Consider the following 18,671-nt stretch of genomic DNA (forward strand, 5'->3'; position numbering starts at 1 on the left):
TTAAGCAAAAAAATACAGATTTTTATTTTCTTTGTAATCAAATTATATTCAACAGATCAAATAGCAGATGCATCAGTTCGATTTTAAAGAATATCTCAATCATATTTCGCTCGATTGCGTCATTTTCGGATTTCATGAAAACCAGCTGAAAGTTTTACTGCTTCAGATGAAATACACGAAAAAACGGGCGCTGCCGGGTGGTTTTGTTAAAAAAGAGGAGTCGTTTGAAGAAGCGGCAGAACGCGTGCTGAAAGAACGCACCGGGTTGGACAACATTTTTTTGCAGCAATTTCATGTATTTAGCGATCCACATCGTTCAAAATCCAATCCTGCAATAAAAGATTTGCAGGAGTCGGGTTCCGATCCCAACCCTGAATGGTTTTCACAGCGTTTCATCTCGGCTGGGTTTTATGCACTGGTCGATTTCGAAAAAGTACATCCCCAGCCCGATTTTTTTTCTAACAAATGCGAATGGAAAGCCCTGGATGAAATTGATCGTCTGATGATGGACCACCGGCAAATTCTGGGGAAAGCGCTGGAAACACTGCGGTTGCACCTCAGTTATCAGCCGGTTGGCTACAATCTTCTGCCCAAAAAATTTACCATGCCCGAGCTGCAAAAGTTGTATGAAACCATTCTGGGCAAAAGCCTCGACCGCCGCAATTTTCAGCGAAAAATCCTTTCATATAAAATTCTGAACAAACTGGATGAACGCAAAACAGGCGGTGCATACAAGGCACCATTTCTGTATGAGTTCAACCTGGAAAATTACAATAAAGCGCTAAAGGAGGGTTTTAACGGGAACTGGTAATCCGCAGCTGACTTTACATAAACAGAAAGTGCCGGGTTAAAATAACAACGGTACAAATTCAGAGAGGTACACCCGCCAGTTACGCCAGATGTGGCCGCCTTCGCTTTCGCGGTAGATGTATTCCATGCCCATGCTGTCGAGTTTTTCGCGGTACTGTTTCACGGCATCGTACAGAAAATCGGCTTTTCCTATCCCAATCCAATAGAGTTCATAGCCATTCTCCATTTGCCGTTTCAGTGTTTCATCGATGTTTTGATACACTTCATGCGAAACATCCTGGTTGGGCAAAATAGCAGCCGAAAAAAGTCCCACATAATCGAATGTATTGGGATAGTAGCGCGAAATGTGCAGCGAATGAAATCCTCCCATGGAAAGGCCAGCAATGGCGCGGCTGGCTTTTTCGGCTTTCACACGGTAGTTGCTTTCCACGAATTTCATGATGTCAGGAAATGAAGCTTCGTAGGTGCCGTCCATGGTTTTGGGCACCATAAACTGTGGTTTGTAAAAACCATCGGTTCCTTCGCCGGGCGCAGCATCCTGAATCACGTTTCCGTTGGGCATTACCACAATCATGGGTTTGGCTTTTCCCTGCGCAATCAGGTTGTCCATAATCTGAGCGGTCCGGCCAAGTGTAATCCAGGCTTCTTCGTCGCCGCCGGCACCATGCAGCAGATACAATACCGGATATTTTTCGGAACTGTTTTCGTAACCCGGCGGGGTGAAAATGGTCAGACGGCGTGTCTTGTCAAGCGACGGCGAATCGTACCAGCGGCGTGCAACGGTTCCGTGCGGCACGTTATTCACTTTGTACAGATCGGCCTGTTTGCCGCCAATGATGAAAATGTTCATTACCGAGGCCACATCGCGTACGATAAACGGATTGTTCGGGTCGGTTGTTTTAAAGCCATCAATAATAAATGAATAGCTGTACAACTCAGGCTCCAGCGGTTCGGTGGTAAAACTCCAGATTCCGTTTTCGCCCTTTTCCATAGCAGCCGAACCGGATGTCCAGCCTTCGGCAGGCATCCATTCTCCTGCCAGCTTCACTTCTTCGGCATTAGGTGCATTCGCCCGGAAAGTAACCGAATTATCGTCATGAATTTCAGGTGAAACAATTTCTTCGCCACCAAACAGCGATTGCTGCGCGTAGGTGGAAGCAGATAAAAAAACAGCAATCATAAGTGTTAAAATCAGATGGTTCTTCATTTGGATTACTTTTATCAGATTTCGTTTAAAATATTTTTGAATTGAATTGTTTGGGTAAATATAATACTTTTGTGTAAAAATGACACATTAACAAAAAAACAAATCAAAAAGGCCGCAAAAGTAATCGTTCCGGGACAGTAGGGTTTGCATGCCACACAATCGCAAAAATTATTGCGTAATTTACCAGGTAAATACTGTTTATTTTAACCGAAAGAGATTAAATTAACTCCACAGAGTTAAAATGACAAAAAGCTGACGTTCGTTCATTTCAACCTGAGAATCAATTTCGGCGTGTGCGGGTAACCTGACGGTTAATCTTATAGGAAAAACCAACGGTGAAAAACTCTTTCAGCTGAACTTTGGCCTTTTCGCCAATTACTTCGCCCTGGTCATTTTCAATCGGGAACTTCACATCATCGTCGTAAATCATGTGCACGAACAACCTCATGTTTATGTGATCGGTTAATTGCATAACCACCTGGTTTTCCCAGTTAATATCGAATTTCGTGAAAGGGGCTTTGAAATTCACAAACATTTTGTATTTCGTTTCATAAGAAATTTCGGGGGTAAAGTCTTTTCTGAAGGTGAGGTCGGCATTCAAACCCGGGAGCCAGAAACCCTTTTCACCCCTGCCGATACCAAACTTTGTCTGATCAATTTTAAGGGTATCCCTCACATAAACATTCTTTAAAGTAAGCGGGGCAAGAAAAAGTGAGAAATTATTATTCGGTTTATAGTCGAGACCGATTTTAAAATAGGTACGGGCCGGTGCAAAAAAAGCGGATATTGGCTTCGATTCATCAGTTTTCGGATAATTATACCCGTTGAATATTTGTGTTTCGAAGTTAAATTCTGAACTGTAGTACCACTTTTTAAACGCACTTAAACCAAGGCGTGAAGTAATTTCAAACTTATCGTCATTTTTTCGCAGCTGCGATTCAGCACCCCCCGTCCGGATATAACCGTTCCTGAATTCGACAGAATTTTCCCACTTCACCTTTCCGTCGCTGTTTGAATAATTGGCAAACCCTTTTAAAACCATTAAAAGCGAGAGGGCACTTTGCCCCCCTTTTTTCCAGTTTTCAATATAGGTTTGGGTAAAGCCCACCGAACCGTCACCTCCAATGCGCCACGGAGTAAGTACCTGGTATTTTTGGCCCACACCCGAAAATCCGGTAATATCCCTGTTCAGGCTTTTAAAATCGAACTCCTTGGTTTCTTTTGGGGTGAAACGGCTAAATGTAACACCATCATCAATAAGCAGCTGAATGGTTCGTTTGTCGAGGTTTTTCACCAGTAACCGGAGTGAATCATTCTGCTCATTTTTCAGCCACACACGCGAAAAATACTGGTTGTTATTTTGCAACAAAACAGATGCTTCATCACCCACCAGGTTGGTCATCCGCAGTCGTGTGGTATCAATAAAATCGGCATATTCGATAAATTCATCCAGTATCAAAGAGATTGAATCGTTTACCGCCCTTACAACAGCATCGTTGTAATTTTTCAGCACTTCAAAATTATTTGCTTTCACCGAATCGGTTAATCGGTTTTTCCGGGTGTTAAACTCTTCCTGCAACCGCTGTTTCCGGTAATTCTCAACAACTGAATCGCGGTAAGCCCAAATTACTGAGTCGTTATATTCTTTTCTTATTTGTTCCATGTAACGGTTACGCATGCTGTCGAGGCGCAAAATCCGGGCAAAATCATCGGGCGATTGCATCAGTGAATCCGGAATTACATCCGGAATCTGAAGGCTGTCAGGAAAAGTATAAATTCCTTCCCTGAAAAGTTTCTCGCTTTCTCCTACAGGTATTGTTCCTGCCTTTTCCTCAATATCTGTAACCAGTTGCAGGGGCACGGTTATTTCCTGTTCAATATATTTTTGCCTCAGTTTTTCCCATAAACTGTCAATGTCATTTTGGAGGTCGGCAGCCGGGTAATACCCCGGAAGACTCAAGCTATCGGGCACATGTTCGGGCAGCCGGTAAACGAAATATTTGGCAGAATCATTCAATGCGTCTTCCAGACTAAACAGGATTGTATCAATGGGTTCTTTTTCAATAAAATTAACCAACCCGCGAACTGATTCCCCCGTCTCACTTTGAGTTACATGCCAATACTTTTCTTCACCGAAATACCTTTTCAATAAATCAATTCCAAATTCAAGGGTTTGTTTTTCTTCATCATCTATAACATTATTTTGGGAGAAGCCAGTATTTACAAAAATGAAAGACAATAGCAGTAAAGCAAAATTTTTACTTATTCCTGAAATCATAGTTTAAAAGTTTTTACAGCTTTTCTGAGTTCAAAACGCAAAAATAGTATTTATGTTGTTTAGTACACGGTTTTTCGTCCATTCTCCGAGTATAATAGTTATTTTAGCGGCACAACCGGCTAATTGTTAAAATTAAAACAACAAAATGAATAACGACAAGATGAGATACCGCACCACAAAAATAAAACCAGGAAAAACAAAAGTAACATGATTTCAAGAGAAGAAGATGGAAAGTAAAACGCGAAAACATACTGGAATGTGAGAAAATAGGAATCCCACTGCCTGAATTTGCCGCGCTTTCGCTCGATGCCATGAAGCAAATCGATGATAAACTGGGGCTTTAACTGTTTCACTTTTAATTGGTTCAAATAAAACCTGCTCAATAAATTTGAATAATACTTTTTTATTTGGAACGCATTGAGTATTTTTGAACAACTATTTAAGTGAACGGACAACCTAACTTTAAAAATATGCCTTTTGACAGAAATAGCATCAACCTCATTGCCAGGGGAGATCAAAAAAAATTCAGGCAACTTATGGAATGCACCTCCGATGAACTCTTCCTTTTTGCTACCAGTATTCTTCGAAGAAAAGAAATTGCAGAAGAAATTGTCAGCGATGTTTTTGTAAAAACCTGGGAAAACCGTACCGAATTATGGAAAATCAGTAACCTCAGGGCTTACCTCTTTGTAAGCGTAAAAAATGCCTGCATCTCACACATACGAAAAGAAAAAAATGACAAAGTAATTTCCATCGACGGGATGGAGAATTTCTGTTTTATACCTGTTGAGGACCCTGAAACTGAATATATCGACAAAGAGACACTTTCTCAAATCCATAAAGCCATCGACCAACTTCCGCCCAAATGTAAAATGGCTTTCACCCTGGCCAAAATAAACGGGATGAAATATAAAGAAATTGCTGAAGTGATGGAAGTATCAGAAAAAACAGTAAACAACCACCTGGTTTATGCCATAAAAAAACTAACCGCCATACTTGGCATCAAAAACAGGAAAAAAAACAAACCCCAACCTTTAAAACAAGCCAGCTTATTTTAACCTTCAAAAATGCCAATTCTGTTTAGGTAAAATTCCGGAGTTCTACGTCGTATTACAAGAAACGATTACATGGCAAGTGAAGATAAAATATACGAACTCATTTCCAAAGAATTAACATCCGGAATTTCGGAGCAGGAAAAGACCATGCTCCATAATGAATTTTCGGCAAACCATTCGTTGAAAAAACAATTTCAGCTTCTGCAAAATTTTTGGAATTTCTATTTTCCGGCCAGCAAACCACACCACATCATTGAAAAATCCGAAAAAAAGCTGGGTTTCACATACGAGACTAACTCCCGCTTTAATGCTGGATTGATTTATAAAATTTCCGCAACTATCTTGTTGATTTTTTCACTCGGTTTTTCAGCTTATCTTTTAACACGGGCCGAACAAAGTTATAGCGTAAACGAATATTACTGTGGGCCGGGTGAAGTGAAGGAGGTTGTTTTATCGGACGGCACCAAAGTCTGGTTAAACAACAAATCATTTTTACTGGCAATTGAACCTTTCCGGGGCGAAGAGCGATGGGTGAAGCTCATGGGCGAAGCCTACTTTGAAGTGGAACCCGATGCCGAAAAACCATTTATTGTGGAGACCCGCAATTTGAAAACCACTGTACTGGGGACAAAATTCAACATTATTGCCTATCCTGATACGGAAGACCAGGAGATTGAGCTCTACCACGGAAAAGTAAAATTAGCCCCCAAAGAAAGTACTGAAAAAGAATTAAATCTTAATCCCGGGGAAAAAGCCCGGTTTTCTGAAAACCAAAACGAAATAAATGTTTCAGCCATTGAAGCCACCAAACCTGCAGCATGGCGAAACGGCCTGATGAGTTTTTCCAACGAAGAGCTTTACAGCATTGCCAACACGCTGGAAAGAAAATTTGAAACACCTGTTTATATTGGCGATCAGCAAACCGGAAAGTTAAGGTTCACGGCTGAATTTGAGGAAGAGCCACTGGAAAAAATTTTACACCTCTTAAAAGAGGCAAAAGCATTTAATTACGAAATTACTGACGACGGTATATTTATCCGTTCTGTGAAATAAAAAAATACCTAAATCAATTAGAATCGACAAGGCAGAAGGCTAAACACCTCCTGCCTTTGAGAAAGATAATTGTGAGTTTTTAATTTATTATTGTTTAATGATCTAAACCATTTTTGTATGGAACAAAACACGAAAGGTTTGCTGTCCCTTTGTTTGCGACAGCTAAAAAAAATCCACCGGGTTTCAATAGCGCTGATGTTATTGATGGCGCTGGTGGTAAATGTTCAGGCCAGCACCTATTCCGAGTCGGTTAAATTCGACCTGAAGGTGAAACAAGCCAGCCTGAAAGAAGTATTCAAAACAATCACCGAACAGAGTGAGTTCAAGTTCATTTACAACAATGACGTTGTAAACGACAACCAAAAGGTGACTTTGAGCACAACCGATGCCAGGGTCGAGGAAATCCTCGATGAAATCCTCCCCCAGCATAAATTGGCTTACAAAGTTATCGATCGTCAGGTGATTGTATTTCCCGAAGAGGAAAAATCAGCAAGTCCGGCCACATCATCATCAGTTGGCCAGCAGGAACGGACAATCTCCGGAACTGTTACCGATGAAGATGGTGCGCCGCTGCCCGGTGTTTCTGTTGTAGTAAAAGGAACAACTACCGGGATTGTTACTAATGCTGATGGTAATTACTCGCTGGAAATACCAGACGATGCAAGAACACTTGTTTTCTCGTTTGTAGGTATGCGGACACAGGAAGTAGCTATTGGTAATCGCACCAACATCGATGTGGTGATGCAAGCCGAAACCATTGGGCTGGAGGAAGTTATTGCCGTAGGGTATGCTTCGCAGAAAAAAGCCAACATTGTAGGATCAGTAACCTCAATTAGTGGCGAAAAAATTGAGTCCATCCCCTCATCTGACGTTACAAACGCCCTATCGGGCCGTATGCCCGGGTCGGTTGTAATACAGGGAAGTGGTGAACCCGGACAAACTTCGGCAAGAATTCTTGTTCGTGGTCGTACTACCTTAGGTGATAATACCGGACCACTGGTAGTTGTGGATGGTATTCCCGGGCGTTCGCTTGGTGATATCGACCCGGTTGATATTGAAAGTATTTCGGTATTGAAAGATGCCTCGGCTGCTATTTACGGCGCTACTGCTGCAAACGGTGTAATCCTTGTAACCACCAAACAGGGACAAACCGGGAAACCGCAGTTGAGCTATCAGTTCTACCAGGGATTCATGCAGCCAACCGTACTTCCTGAAGTTACCAATGCCGGTGACTATGCCACCATGCTCAGCGAATTCCAGGATTATGAAAACAAGCCCAGGACTTTTTCCGATGAGGATATCGACCTCTTTTACAGTGGCCGCGACCCGTGGGAACATCCCAACAGTGACTGGGTGGGTGACTTGATTGCCAACTGGACCACCACCACAAAACACAACGTGAGCCTCAATGGTGGAACTGCCAACGGGATGAGTTACTATGTTTCTTTCGGGTATAAAAACGAAGAAGCCATTTATAAACAGGAATCAACCAACTACAAACAGTATAACCTAAGGGCAAATCTGGATGTTCCTATCACTGACTGGTTAAAAACATCAATAGATTATGCCGGGTACCTAAATAACAAACTGTACCCAACGAAAAGTGCAGGTGACATTTACGGACAATCTACACGATTGGTTCCCACCCAGTGGTCATTCTGGCCAACAGGAGAACCGGGACCCGATATCGAATACGGTGATAACCCTGTGGTAACTTCAACACTGGAAGGTGGTTACGACGACCAGAAATCATATATTAATCAACTGACTTTTGGCGGTACAATTACGCCGCCAATGATTGAGGGATTAACCTTGAGTGGTCAGTTTACTTATGATATTACAAATTGGTACCGCAAAAGATTTCGTAAACCGTGGATTCTCTATTTCCCGAAATGGGATACTGCTGTACGTGACTCGGAAGGGTTTATTACCGAAATGGAACTCACACCCACCCCACGTGGTTATTCTGCTCCGGAACTTGTTGAAGATTACGACAGAAACATCAGAAAGCTGACCAATTTCAGCTTTAATTACGAACGCGAATTTGGAGATCACTCTGTAAATTTATTCGGGGCTTTTGAACAACTTGATCAAAAATCTAACTATTTCGGTGCATTCCGCAGATATTACATTTCGGATGTGGTACAAACACTGGATGCAGGTGCCGATGCTGATAAAGACAACTGGGGAAGCATGTATATTTACGCCCGTAAATCGTGGATCGGTCGTCTCAATTACAGTTTCCAGGGTAAATACTTAATGGAAGCCATCTTCCGCCGCGACGGTTCACTGAAATTTCCACCCGACAGCCGCTGGGGTAACTTCCCCGGATTACTGTTAGGATGGAGAGCTTCAGAAGAAAGTTTCTGGCAGGAAAATCTCAATTTCATCAATTACTTTAAACTGAAAGCCACTTACGGTAGAATTGGTATGGATCCGGGCGATCCGTTCCAGTACATGAATAAATACATTTTGGGAAGCGGTTTGACTATGGGCTCAGGCAAAGTGGTTGAAACAGTGGTTCAGCAGGAAGGTGTGGCCAACCCAAACATCACCTGGGAAAAACAAACCACCTATAACTTAGGATTCGAATCCCAGTTGCTCGACAACATGTTCTCGTTAGATGCTGACTTTTTCTACAGCAAACGATCAGATATTCTTGCCTCAAGAGATGCCTCAGTTCCCGGATTTACCGGCTTGGCACTGCCTGATGAAAACATCGCCGAGGTGGATAATCGCGGGTTTGAAATCATTGCCGGATACCACAAGGAAATCAACAACGATTTCCGTTTAGATTTATCCGGTAACATTGCCTACAACCACAACGAAGTGGTATTTATGGACGAACCCGAAAGGGCAGTTCCGTGGCAACAGCGTACAGGTCATCCCTACGGTGCAACATTGCTCTACAATGCCATCGGTATTTTTGCCGATCAGGCCGAAGTGGATGCCTTACCAAGCTGGACCGATGCCGGACCGGGTGACGTGATTTTTGAAGACGTGAGTGGTGACGGTGAAATTACTGCCGACGACCGTATTCTGTTGGATAAAACCGATGCACCGGAAATTTTCTACGGTATCTCACTTGATGCAACTTATAAAAACTGGACGCTCTCGGTACTGGCACAAGGCCAGGGAACTTATTACCGGATGAATATCCAGGACGGACGACGCGGGGAAGCCGGAAACTACTTCCAGTGGAGTTTCGACAACCGCTGGACACCTGAAAACAGAAATACCGATGTGGCCAGGGCTTATAACCGCGACGATGCGTACTGGGCATTTGACGTGAACAACAGTACCTACCACTACGACAACATGGCTTATTGCCGTTTGAAAAATGCGGTACTTACTTACCACATTCCGCAAAGTGTGTTTGGTACTTCAGGAATTTCAAGGGCAAGTGTTTACTTTTCAGGAAACAACCTGTTCCTGATTTATGCTGCACAAAAGAACTTTGACCCGGAAATCGGAGCACCGATGACCTATCCGGCTATCAGGACTTTAGCAATTGGAGCAAGGGTAACGTTTTAAAACATTTAAGTAATTTGAAAAATGAAGAATATGAAAAAAACGATAATCTATTCGATAATGGCAACGATGCTGCTGTTTGCAACATCTTGCGAGGATGTGCTCGATCAGAAAGCCGTGGATGCCTTCAATGAGGAATCGGTATTCGAGGATATTAACTTAACAAAAGCTTACCTGGGCAGATGTTACGACTATATTGGCGTTGACAATAATATGCTGCTCGGGTTGCGGGAAGATATACTTGCCGGTGCCACCGATGAGGTATTGTGTATTCACCGTCCCGGAGAATATACCAACATTAAAGGAACCATGAGCCCCGACCAACTGGGCCATTTTGGCAACTGGCGTTTTAACTGGATAACCTGGTCGTTATATGGCAATATTAAAAACGTAAATGTTTTTCTGGCCAATATTGATGATGTTCCTGCTGAAACAACGCCCGACCAAACATTGAAAGAAAGAATGAAAGGAGAAGCTTTTTTTATCCGGGCATTTGACTATGTGAACCTGATGCGCTCGTATGGCGGTGTAGTTCTCATTGAAGAACCTTTTGAACTGGGAGAAGATTTCCTTTCTGTTCAGCGTTCATCCATCGATGAAACACTGGCTTTTATCCTGGCTGATTTGGATCAAGCTATTTCTTTGCTTCCCGAAAAAGACGGCATGGATCAGGGACGTGCCACCAAAGGAGCTGCCGCAGCTTTGAAATCGAGAATTCTGAGCTGGAGTACCGGTATTTTAATGAACGGTGGTTATCAACCATCCAATCCGCTGGTTTCTTTCCAGAGCGGATCACGCACGCAAAGGCTGGAAGCAGCCAAAGCAGCTGCCAAAGCAGTTATCGATGGCCAGTACGGGCATTATGCACTGGCAGGAACCACTGATGATCCGCCAGCTGAAATGACAGAAGAAGTTGTGATGCAATACGCCGATAATTTCTTCAGCATTTTCACCCAAAAAGGAGAATGGAATGATGAAGCTATCTGGGGTGTTCAGCACTTACAGTCGCAGGGTAATACCACCACCCAAAACCGCTGGTGGGGACCAAACGGCTACCACAACTGGGGTAACAACGACCCGAATGAGCCCGTTGTCCGCAAGTTTGAAATGGCTGACGGAACTCCTTTCCAGTTCGACAAATACGATCCGGGTAACACTACCGTGCGCGAATTCACAGCCAAAGAGCTGGCTGAAGATCCGGAAAGGAATCCTTATGTAGGCCGCGAACCACGTTTTTACGCTACCGTTTTGTTCGATGGTGCCCAATGGATGCAACGGCCAAGTGACGGCCAGGGAATTGACCCGGAGGGCCGTATTCAAACCGGATATTTTATGAAGCCCGCGCCCAATGAGGATGAAATTGACCAGGCAGGACTTGATACCCGGCAAAGTTTTATCGAATCGTGGAACGGAACCAAAAACGGGTATTACCTGAAAAAATACCAGGACCCGGCAACAGTTGGCCAGCACTTTAACAACGAAAACGCATGGATAGAAATGCGTTATGCCGAAGTATTGCTCGACTATGCCGAAGCTTGTATTGAACTTGGTGAGGTACAGGAAGGATTGGATGCCCTGAACAGGGTGCGTAACCGTGCCGGATTACCCGACAGGGTAACTTCCGATCAGGATCAGGCCAGGGAGTGGTACCGCAAAGAGCGTCAGCTTGAAATGTTTGCTGAAGGTGACCGCTGGTACATGATGCGGAAATGGATGATTGCCGACGAGGTAATTGAAGATGTATATCACATGAAAATTTACCATTATGCCGATGGCAGCAAAAAATGGTTCTACGACACATCACAAAGCGTGGACGACAGACAATGGAATGATACATTCTACTGGCTGCCCATTTCAAGAACTGAAATGAACAAAGCACCGCAATTACAACAAAATCCCGGTTATAATTAACCAGTTAGTTTAGTTAGATAAAAATTAGAAAGACCGGCTCAATGGGCCGGTCTTTTTAAATTGCACCAATTCATTTAGTAAAAAACACAATAAGAATAAAACCAGAAACATGATTAAATTCAAACTTTCCTCGATGATGCTCCTACAATATATGATGTACGCCGTTTGGTGGGTACCACTGGCAGCTTACCTCACGAACCTTGAAGTTGGGAGCACCCAAAAAGCGCTTATTCTAAGCTCGATGGCCATTGGCTGCATGGCCTCACCCCTGGTAGGAATGCTGGCCGACCGTTTTTTTGCAGCGCAAAAAGTACTGGCAGGTTTGAATTTTATTCATGCTGCTATGCTGCTCTGGGCAGGGACTACCAACAACCCCAATATTTTATTCCTCTGCCTGCTGCTGGGCATGCTGGCCTACATGCCTTCGTGGAGCCTGACAAGCGCCATTGCCATGGCGCACCTGCCGTCGGAAGACTTCCCGAAAATCAGGGTGTTTGGCTCCATCGGATGGGTGGCATCGGGTATTTTCAGTGTCATTTTCATCCGGTTTTTAAACATCGATTTCGACGGGACCAACATTCCATTTTATTGCGGTGCCGGTGTAAGTTTCATTGCTGCATTTACCAACCTTGCCCTGCCCGACACACCACCACTGGCAAAAGGGCAAAAAGCCACGCTCATCGATGCATTCGGACTGGGAACCGTGCAATTAATGAAAAACAAGAATTTCGCTATTTTCATCGTTCTCTCCTTCCTGTCGATGATCCCGTTTGCCATGTATTATTCCTATTTCTCGGAATTCCTTTTATTCATCGACACAAAATACATTTCAGTTACCATTAACTGGGGCGTACTGTTCGAAATGGGCTTCATGCTGCTGGTGCCGGTGGCCATTAAAAAATTCGGCTTACGCAAAACCATGATTTACGGCCTTGTTGCCTTAACCATTCGATATCTGGCATTTTATACAGGTGGCGTAGTTACCCAACCCTGGATGTATTACATCGGTATTTTAATTCACGGGCTCATTTTCGGTTTCTTTTATGTGGGCGGTCAAATTTACATCGATAAAAAAGCGCCCAAACAGTTGAAATCTCAGGCACAGGGTTTCATTTTCCTCGTAACTTTCGGGCTGGGACTACTGGCAGGCAACTTCCTTTGTGCCAAACTTATCGACTATTATCATACTGATGCAGGATATAACTGGGATGCAATCTGGGGAATCACAACATTGTTTTCCGTACTGCTTCTTATTCTGTTTGTTGCGTTTTTCAGAAATAAAGATGTGGACTAAAATTTATTTAAAAAACAGGTAATACCAGAATGTTGTACGGAAATTCGGGTAAAGCGTCCGTTGTGCCTGCTCTCGCGATGAGCTGTTTTGCTGAAAAACCTGGTAATACTGCCTGAAACGCTGCTCAATCTGTGGATCGATTCGCAGGTACTCCAACTCGGGGAAAGTTCCCATTTGAAGCTGTTTGTAACCTGTTGCAGCCTCCTGAATATGACGGGGAATTCTCCTGTAACCGGACTTCTCGAGCAACGGCAGATTTTCAACAATGCCTTCAATGTCTTTTTCCAGCAGTTGCCAGGCAAACTGATATTCCAGTGCAAAAACATTGGTTGAATCGGTGGAAACAAGGTGTTCGAGGTTAGCTGCCGGATTATCCGAAAGCACAAAAAAATCGGATTCCGGTTTCAACCGTCTCTTTTCGCCCAGTTCGGGATGGGCATTCACAGCTTCATCGTCAAACAGCAGTTTTTCAAATGCGTTGGCCTCTTTTCGGTAAAAAACCGATTGCTTTAATGTGTGAATGTATTTCTGTGCCACCTCGTAATTTCCGTTAATCAATTCTGTTTTTATCAGCATTTTCAATCCTTCGGGAGTGTAGCCGCGCATCACCATATATTCATAAGCCCAGCGCTGCGCTTCGTTAATTATTCCTACCGTGTAATAAAAGTAACCGCCGCGCTTTAAAACTTCGCCCACCATTTTCCACTCCAGGAATAGCGTTCCGCCATTTGGATCCTGCGGAAATTCAAAAAGTCGTTCGGTAAGCTGGCCGGTTTCGGCAAGCGCAATATTATTCAGAAAAATAGTAAGCCTGTTTGTGGATGGAAACGCCTCATTAAAAGCAATCAGTTTTTCGTATTGCTGCTTGTAAAACAGCTCTTCCACATGAAAATAGTGACTGTTTTTTTTGTCGGTTTTGGGAACAAGCGCAAACGCCAAACCAATTAAAACAACAAAAGGTACACCTTGGATCCAGTTGATTTTTTTTGTCTTTATTTTCTGATGACTGCTAATTTTAAATTTTGAGAGAACCGGAAGCAGTAGAATAATAAAAACAAGGACAGCAAGTTCTTTTAACTGCATTCCTGTTTGTTGTGCTTCAATGGGATGAACCAGCAGATTGGCAGGCGTTTGATAAAACAGAAATTCTATTGAAATGTAAAAAACGGCTGCGCTTAAAATCAGGACCGATACTATTTTTTTCCACCAGTGCTCATTCCTCTCTACTACCAGATGCACTACAAACAGCGCAAGAAAAATCCACGAAAAGCCGCCGGTTAAAATGTACCATAGCGGAAACAGGAGCACCGGAATCCATTCCAGTTTCATACTGAAAAACCGTAATGTGCAATAAAATAACAACAGTTGCAGGAAGATTCCAATAGTATTAACTGCAGCATACTGGTAGTTGGCCTGCAGGTAAACCATTCCCGCCCCAATTAAAAACGGGAAAATAGTTGCCGGCCTTCCTGTTTTGATTTTTGCAATCCGGGCCACCAAACGAACCGAGGCGAAAATAATCAACCCCATCAGTACCGGCCCTGTAAGTTTGTGGTAATAGAATGCCGATACCAAACTTCCGAGGTATTCCAAAAAGCCGCCCGGCTGATCGAAATGTTCTTTTAAATACGAAAAAGACACCAAAAACAGCGATGCTTTTTCCTGATAAAAGAAAATATAGTTGGCAAACCAGTAGAAATAGAATACTGTTCCGACAAAAAAAAGAAGGTAAGTGAAAAGGTGTAAAAATCGGCTGGTTTTCAGGTTAGTTGCGCTCATCAATCTAAATCATTTATTTCTCAATTTCTGCCCATTGGGCCTGTAAAGCCTGGCTTTCGGCTGTCCGTCGAAGTTCACCCGGGGTAAATGAAATTTCAGTGGTTGCAAATTCAGGAATATTGAAGGTTTTTATAAACCGGCTGTAAAACAGGGGATCTTCCTGTGGCACCACAAAAGGTTTCCCGGCCTTCCCGTTTTGATCCACCCAGGCAATGTATGGCCTTGCTGAAAGCCCGTCGCCGCGCTTGCTGCTAAACATCAGCCACCGTCCGTTTGACGACCAGGAATGGTAGCTTTCGGTAAAACCACTGTTTACATTATCCAATTTCGATACGGTAAAATCAGCGAGATCAACGGAATACAAGTCGGCTTCTTTATGCCATATCGGAAAACAGCCGTAATCGTGCAGGGTAAAAACAAGCAATTTACCGTCGGGTGAAATTCGCGGAAAAGAGACACTGGAATTTTCAGCAGAAGCATCAAAAACAAGCTCAGTCTCCCCGAATTTCCGGGTTTCAGGTTGAAAGGGAACCCGGCACAAATTGTATTTAATGTCCCGGTAATCGTATTCCTCGCCAATCTGGCCGGCACGGCAGAAATAGAGGTATTTCCCGTCGGGCGACCATTCCGGGTAAGTGTCCATGTATAGTTGGTTATTGTCAACCGGCACATCCATCATCTCGTTGGTTTGGGTATCGTACATTACCAGCGATGAATTCAGGTCGGAAACCTCGATTTTTTTCGATTCGGACGCATAAAACTGCTGCACCACTTTATTCGACGAAAAAGCCACGTAGTTCCCCGATGGATGCCAGCGCGGATAAACCGCCCCGTTTTCCATCTCTTCCGTTTTCAGGTTAACTTTTCGCAATTCGCCGTTATCCCAGAAATAGGTACCGCCATGAGAGCCCCGCACGTGAAACAGAAATTTTTCGGTATTCTGATGGGTGAACGAGTGGCAGTTTACACAGTTTTGTTCCAGTACATTATTTTCAACCACTGTTTTTTCACGAAAGCTCGCGAGGTTTCGCTGGACAATGCTGATTTCGGTCCAGCTCTCGTAACCCGGGTGCAGAAGCCGGTAATATAAAAAAGGATCTACTTCGGCATCTGCTACGGTTTGATTAAACGACTGAAACTTGCGCCATTCTTCATCATTTTCGGTATAAACAGTATAAACCAGTTGCCTGTTCCGGTTTTGTTCCAGCAGTTTTTTCCACTTTTTTTCATTAAACTGAATTTTCCCGTTTTTCGATGAAGCAGTTAGCGAAGAACCATTTGCTCCTTCCACAACCACAAAAAAGGCATCGCCTTTTTCTTCGACAAAAAAATTGAGCGGCGCAATATTGAACGGGATGGTAATTGCTGAATAATCGGGTTTCAGAGTAGGCGTTCGTTCCATTAAGATGCTGTCTTCTCCGGGTACGGTTGTACAAGCACCGAGTGAATAGATCAGGATAGAATAATATATCAGGTGTTTCAGTTTCATTTCAATAGGTTCTGTTCCCCAAAAAGTATTAATACGTATAACTCATAAAAGCCACTTTTTTCGAATCGGGGCTCCACGAAGGTACATTAAGGGTTCCCTGGCCGCCGTATAAAAAGGCAATCGTTTTGATTTCGCCACCGTTTGCCGGCATTAACCGCAACATTACCCTTTTGTTGTGCGGGTGCGAGCCAGCCGGAACCTCTGGAGGATAAGAAATCATAATCAGCCACTTTCCGTCGGGCGACGGGTGGGCAAACCAGTTCTGAAACTTGTCGTCTGTCACCTGTTCCTGCTCCGAACCATCGGGTTTCATCCGCCATATTTCCATGCTTCCGCTGCGCACCGAATTGAAGTAAATGTATTTGCTGTCGGGTGAATATTCGGGCCCGTCGTCCAGTCCTTCGGAAGTGGTCAGTCGGATTTCCTCGCCTCCGGTTGCGGGAATTTTATATACATCATAATTCCCGTTGCGTTCGGCACAATAAGTCAGCCACTCGTCGTCGGGCGACCAGCCATGCCAGTACGACGGACCATTGGATGTAACCCGAAACGGGGTACCTCCTTCAATCGGAACCGTGTAAATAATGGAACGGCGCTGACCGTTATCTTCTGTGCTGCTGCTTATTGCCAGTGTTTTTCCATCGAAAGAAATTCCGTGATCGTTGTTGTTGGCCGTCACATCTCCGGTGTTAATCAATTCCGGTGTTCGTTTTTTCAAATCGAAATTATACAATTTCCCTCCGGAATTATACACCAGGAACTTTCCGTTCCGCGACCAGTTGGGCGCTTCAATATGGGTTTCGGTTTCGTAAATCACTTCGCGAATGCCCGACCCGATGTTGATGATTTCGAGCCTGCTGGGTGAAGGGGTTTGATACCCGTCAACATCTTCGGCAGCCGGTTTTTCAAACCGGACATTCCAAAACTTCGCTTTTTCTTTCACCTCTTCGTTGTGCGAACTCACAAACATCCCCACGTGAACCGATGGCGACATAGCCAGGACAACCCGCCCCACCTCAACCAGCGGTGCACCATTTTTCGAAGCCCTGAAAATAAACTCATCTTCCTCTCTTTCCACCTGAATAAAATCAGGCATTTTAATTTCTGACGTAATCTCGTGGGTTTCCCCGCCACGCTTGTCGCGGAATTGCAACGACGTGAGGCCGTCGCCATGAACGGCTGCATCCATATAAACAGCATCTTCCTCTTTGGTATTCCGGATCATCAGTCCCAATTTCCGGTGTGGGTCAACACCTTCGCCTACAAATTCAGGCCTGGCCGAAAAAATAAAATCTCCTTCTACTTCCTGCGACACAAAATAAAACTCATCTCGATCAAACCAGACATTGTACCCAGATCCTTCAACGGTAAATGACTGTTCCCTTTTATCAAAACTGAAATCCCCTTTTAACTTTGGATTTCCAATGTTTTGGCCTTCATATTTCTGAAACATTTCTTGTGCATTTATATTAAATGAAAACACCAAAAACAAAAAAAGCACTGTAAATTTATCCATTTTCATAATCTTAATTGTCTTGTTTAAATAGTTGATTTTGATCTATTTTTTCTCGAAGTAACTCCAAAAACTCTTTCGTAAAAGGTAAAACTGAGTTTACAATTTCTTCATCGAAATCGATAAAATCAGCATAATCACCTTCATTTCTCCAGGCAAATAAATCGGTGTAAAGTTTTCCAAATTTTTTATCAATTTCACCGTTTTTTATGAATTCCTTGAAAAAGTTAATCCGAACTCCATTATGAGTTTTGGCTTCGATTTCATTTTTTAAAAGCAAAGCACTAACCATGTAGAAACTTGCATAATACAACCTGTTAATACATGAATTCCAGCTCTTCGTATTATACAATATAACAGCATCCTGAAAAGTTGCTTCAGCTCGTTCGACCCGATAATTTATATAATCTTTTAGATTAGCCATTTTACAAAACGATACCTTCTCTTTTCACATTTTTATAAAACGGGGTCACTTTGTATTTCGATTCCCACTGATTATTGGAATAAACAAAAACGGAAATGGGTTCTTCAATCTCCAGTTCCAAATCAAAAAGCGAATGCCGGAATTTCTGTTCGGTTTTCAAATCCACATTTTCTATGTCGAGCAAGACCAAAACATCCCAATCGGAAGATTTCCCGGAAGTGCCGCGTGCTCTTGAGCCATACAAAACGACTTTAGCATTTGGGTCAACTTCCTTAATTTTAGCTCTTATTTGAGAAGCAATATGTTTATCTCTTTGATTCATTGGAA

At 43.3% G+C, this 18,671-nt stretch carries 13 protein-coding genes; 6 read left to right on the plus strand and 7 right to left on the minus strand.

The window, feature by feature from the left end:
* Positions 1-67 precede the first annotated feature (67 nt).
* Positions 68-811 (plus strand): NUDIX hydrolase, encoded by a 744-nt coding sequence (locus ACTCNA_RS07640; protein WP_462947308.1) that lies wholly within the window; start codon positions 68-70, stop codon positions 809-811.
* Positions 812-847: 36 nt separating this feature from the next.
* On the opposite strand, the gene ACTCNA_RS07645 is transcribed toward ACTCNA_RS07640, so the two are convergent.
* Positions 848-2,017, minus strand: a complete 1,170-nt coding sequence (locus tag ACTCNA_RS07645) for an esterase (protein ID WP_462947309.1) — start codon at positions 2,015-2,017, stop codon at positions 848-850.
* A gap of 280 nt (positions 2,018-2,297) precedes the next feature.
* Positions 2,298-4,295: a DUF3078 domain-containing protein gene (locus ACTCNA_RS07650; RefSeq protein ID WP_462947310.1), complete on the minus strand. Its 1,998-nt coding sequence runs from the start codon at positions 4,293-4,295 to the stop codon at positions 2,298-2,300.
* Between the two features lie 470 nt (positions 4,296-4,765).
* Here ACTCNA_RS07650 and ACTCNA_RS07655 point away from each other — a divergent pair, with 470 nt between their 5' ends.
* From ACTCNA_RS07655 to ACTCNA_RS07675, 5 genes are all read left to right on the plus strand, one after another.
* Positions 4,766-5,353 carry an RNA polymerase sigma factor gene (locus ACTCNA_RS07655; RefSeq protein WP_462947311.1) on the plus strand — a complete coding sequence of 196 codons (588 nt, stop codon included), beginning with the start codon at positions 4,766-4,768 and terminating at the stop codon, positions 5,351-5,353.
* Positions 5,354-5,422: 69 nt separating this feature from the next.
* On the plus strand, positions 5,423-6,403 hold the full coding sequence (locus tag ACTCNA_RS07660) for a FecR family protein (protein ID WP_462947312.1): 981 nt from the start codon (positions 5,423-5,425) through the stop codon (positions 6,401-6,403).
* A gap of 117 nt (positions 6,404-6,520) precedes the next feature.
* Positions 6,521-9,937 carry a TonB-dependent receptor gene (locus ACTCNA_RS07665; RefSeq protein ID WP_462947313.1) on the plus strand — a complete coding sequence of 1,139 codons (3,417 nt, stop codon included), beginning with the start codon at positions 6,521-6,523 and terminating at the stop codon, positions 9,935-9,937.
* A gap of 30 nt (positions 9,938-9,967) precedes the next feature.
* On the plus strand, positions 9,968-11,845 hold the full coding sequence (locus ACTCNA_RS07670) for a RagB/SusD family nutrient uptake outer membrane protein (RefSeq protein ID WP_462947314.1): 1,878 nt from the start codon (positions 9,968-9,970) through the stop codon (positions 11,843-11,845).
* Between the two features lie 109 nt (positions 11,846-11,954).
* Positions 11,955-13,139, plus strand: coding sequence for an MFS transporter (locus tag ACTCNA_RS07675; protein WP_462947315.1), 1,185 nt, complete (start codon positions 11,955-11,957; stop codon positions 13,137-13,139).
* 3 nt (positions 13,140-13,142) lie between these two features.
* Here the strand turns inward: ACTCNA_RS07675 and ACTCNA_RS07680 are convergent, their stop codons facing one another.
* The 5 genes from ACTCNA_RS07680 to ACTCNA_RS07700 are packed head-to-tail and all read right to left on the minus strand — an operon-like array spanning position 13,143 to position 18,666.
* Positions 13,143-14,918 carry a DUF6057 family protein gene (locus ACTCNA_RS07680; protein ID WP_462947316.1) on the minus strand — a complete coding sequence of 592 codons (1,776 nt, stop codon included), beginning with the start codon at positions 14,916-14,918 and terminating at the stop codon, positions 13,143-13,145.
* Positions 14,919-14,931: 13 nt separating this feature from the next.
* Positions 14,932-16,407, minus strand: a complete 1,476-nt coding sequence (locus ACTCNA_RS07685) for a TolB family protein (protein WP_462947317.1) — start codon at positions 16,405-16,407, stop codon at positions 14,932-14,934.
* A 28-nt stretch (positions 16,408-16,435) separates the two neighbouring features.
* The gene (locus ACTCNA_RS07690) at positions 16,436-17,923 is read right to left on the minus strand and encodes a TolB family protein (RefSeq protein ID WP_462947318.1); all 1,488 of its coding nucleotides are present in this window, start codon (positions 17,921-17,923) and stop codon (positions 16,436-16,438) included.
* Positions 17,924-17,933: 10 nt separating this feature from the next.
* Entirely contained in the window at positions 17,934-18,344 is a 411-nt protein-coding gene (locus tag ACTCNA_RS07695) for a HEPN domain-containing protein (protein ID WP_462947319.1), read from the minus strand.
* 1 nt (position 18,345) lies between these two features.
* Positions 18,346-18,666, minus strand: a complete 321-nt coding sequence (locus ACTCNA_RS07700; RefSeq protein WP_462947320.1) for a nucleotidyltransferase domain-containing protein — start codon at positions 18,664-18,666, stop codon at positions 18,346-18,348.
* Positions 18,667-18,671: the final 5 nt, after the last annotated feature.

This window comes from Tangfeifania sp. (assembly GCF_055108615.1).

Bases quoted from the DNA above. Each gene is read 5' to 3' on its own strand.
- ACTCNA_RS07670 (WP_462947314.1), top strand. From the start codon at position 9,968: ATGAAAAAAACGATAATCTATTCGATAATGGCAACGATGCTGCTGTTT.
- ACTCNA_RS07680 (WP_462947316.1), bottom strand. From the start codon at position 14,918: ATGAGCGCAACTAACCTGAAAACCAGCCGATTTTTACACCTTTTCACT.
- ACTCNA_RS07675 (WP_462947315.1), top strand. From the start codon at position 11,955: ATGATTAAATTCAAACTTTCCTCGATGATGCTCCTACAATATATGATG.
- ACTCNA_RS07640 (WP_462947308.1), top strand. From the start codon at position 68: ATGCATCAGTTCGATTTTAAAGAATATCTCAATCATATTTCGCTCGAT.
- ACTCNA_RS07660 (WP_462947312.1), top strand. From the start codon at position 5,423: ATGGCAAGTGAAGATAAAATATACGAACTCATTTCCAAAGAATTAACA.
- ACTCNA_RS07700 (WP_462947320.1), bottom strand. From the start codon at position 18,666: ATGAATCAAAGAGATAAACATATTGCTTCTCAAATAAGAGCTAAAATT.
- ACTCNA_RS07650 (WP_462947310.1), bottom strand. From the start codon at position 4,295: ATGATTTCAGGAATAAGTAAAAATTTTGCTTTACTGCTATTGTCTTTC.
- ACTCNA_RS07690 (WP_462947318.1), bottom strand. From the start codon at position 17,923: ATGGATAAATTTACAGTGCTTTTTTTGTTTTTGGTGTTTTCATTTAAT.
- ACTCNA_RS07665 (WP_462947313.1), top strand. From the start codon at position 6,521: ATGGAACAAAACACGAAAGGTTTGCTGTCCCTTTGTTTGCGACAGCTA.
- ACTCNA_RS07655 (WP_462947311.1), top strand. From the start codon at position 4,766: ATGCCTTTTGACAGAAATAGCATCAACCTCATTGCCAGGGGAGATCAA.
- ACTCNA_RS07695 (WP_462947319.1), bottom strand. From the start codon at position 18,344: ATGGCTAATCTAAAAGATTATATAAATTATCGGGTCGAACGAGCTGAA.
- ACTCNA_RS07645 (WP_462947309.1), bottom strand. From the start codon at position 2,017: ATGAAGAACCATCTGATTTTAACACTTATGATTGCTGTTTTTTTATCT.
- ACTCNA_RS07685 (WP_462947317.1), bottom strand. From the start codon at position 16,407: ATGAAACTGAAACACCTGATATATTATTCTATCCTGATCTATTCACTC.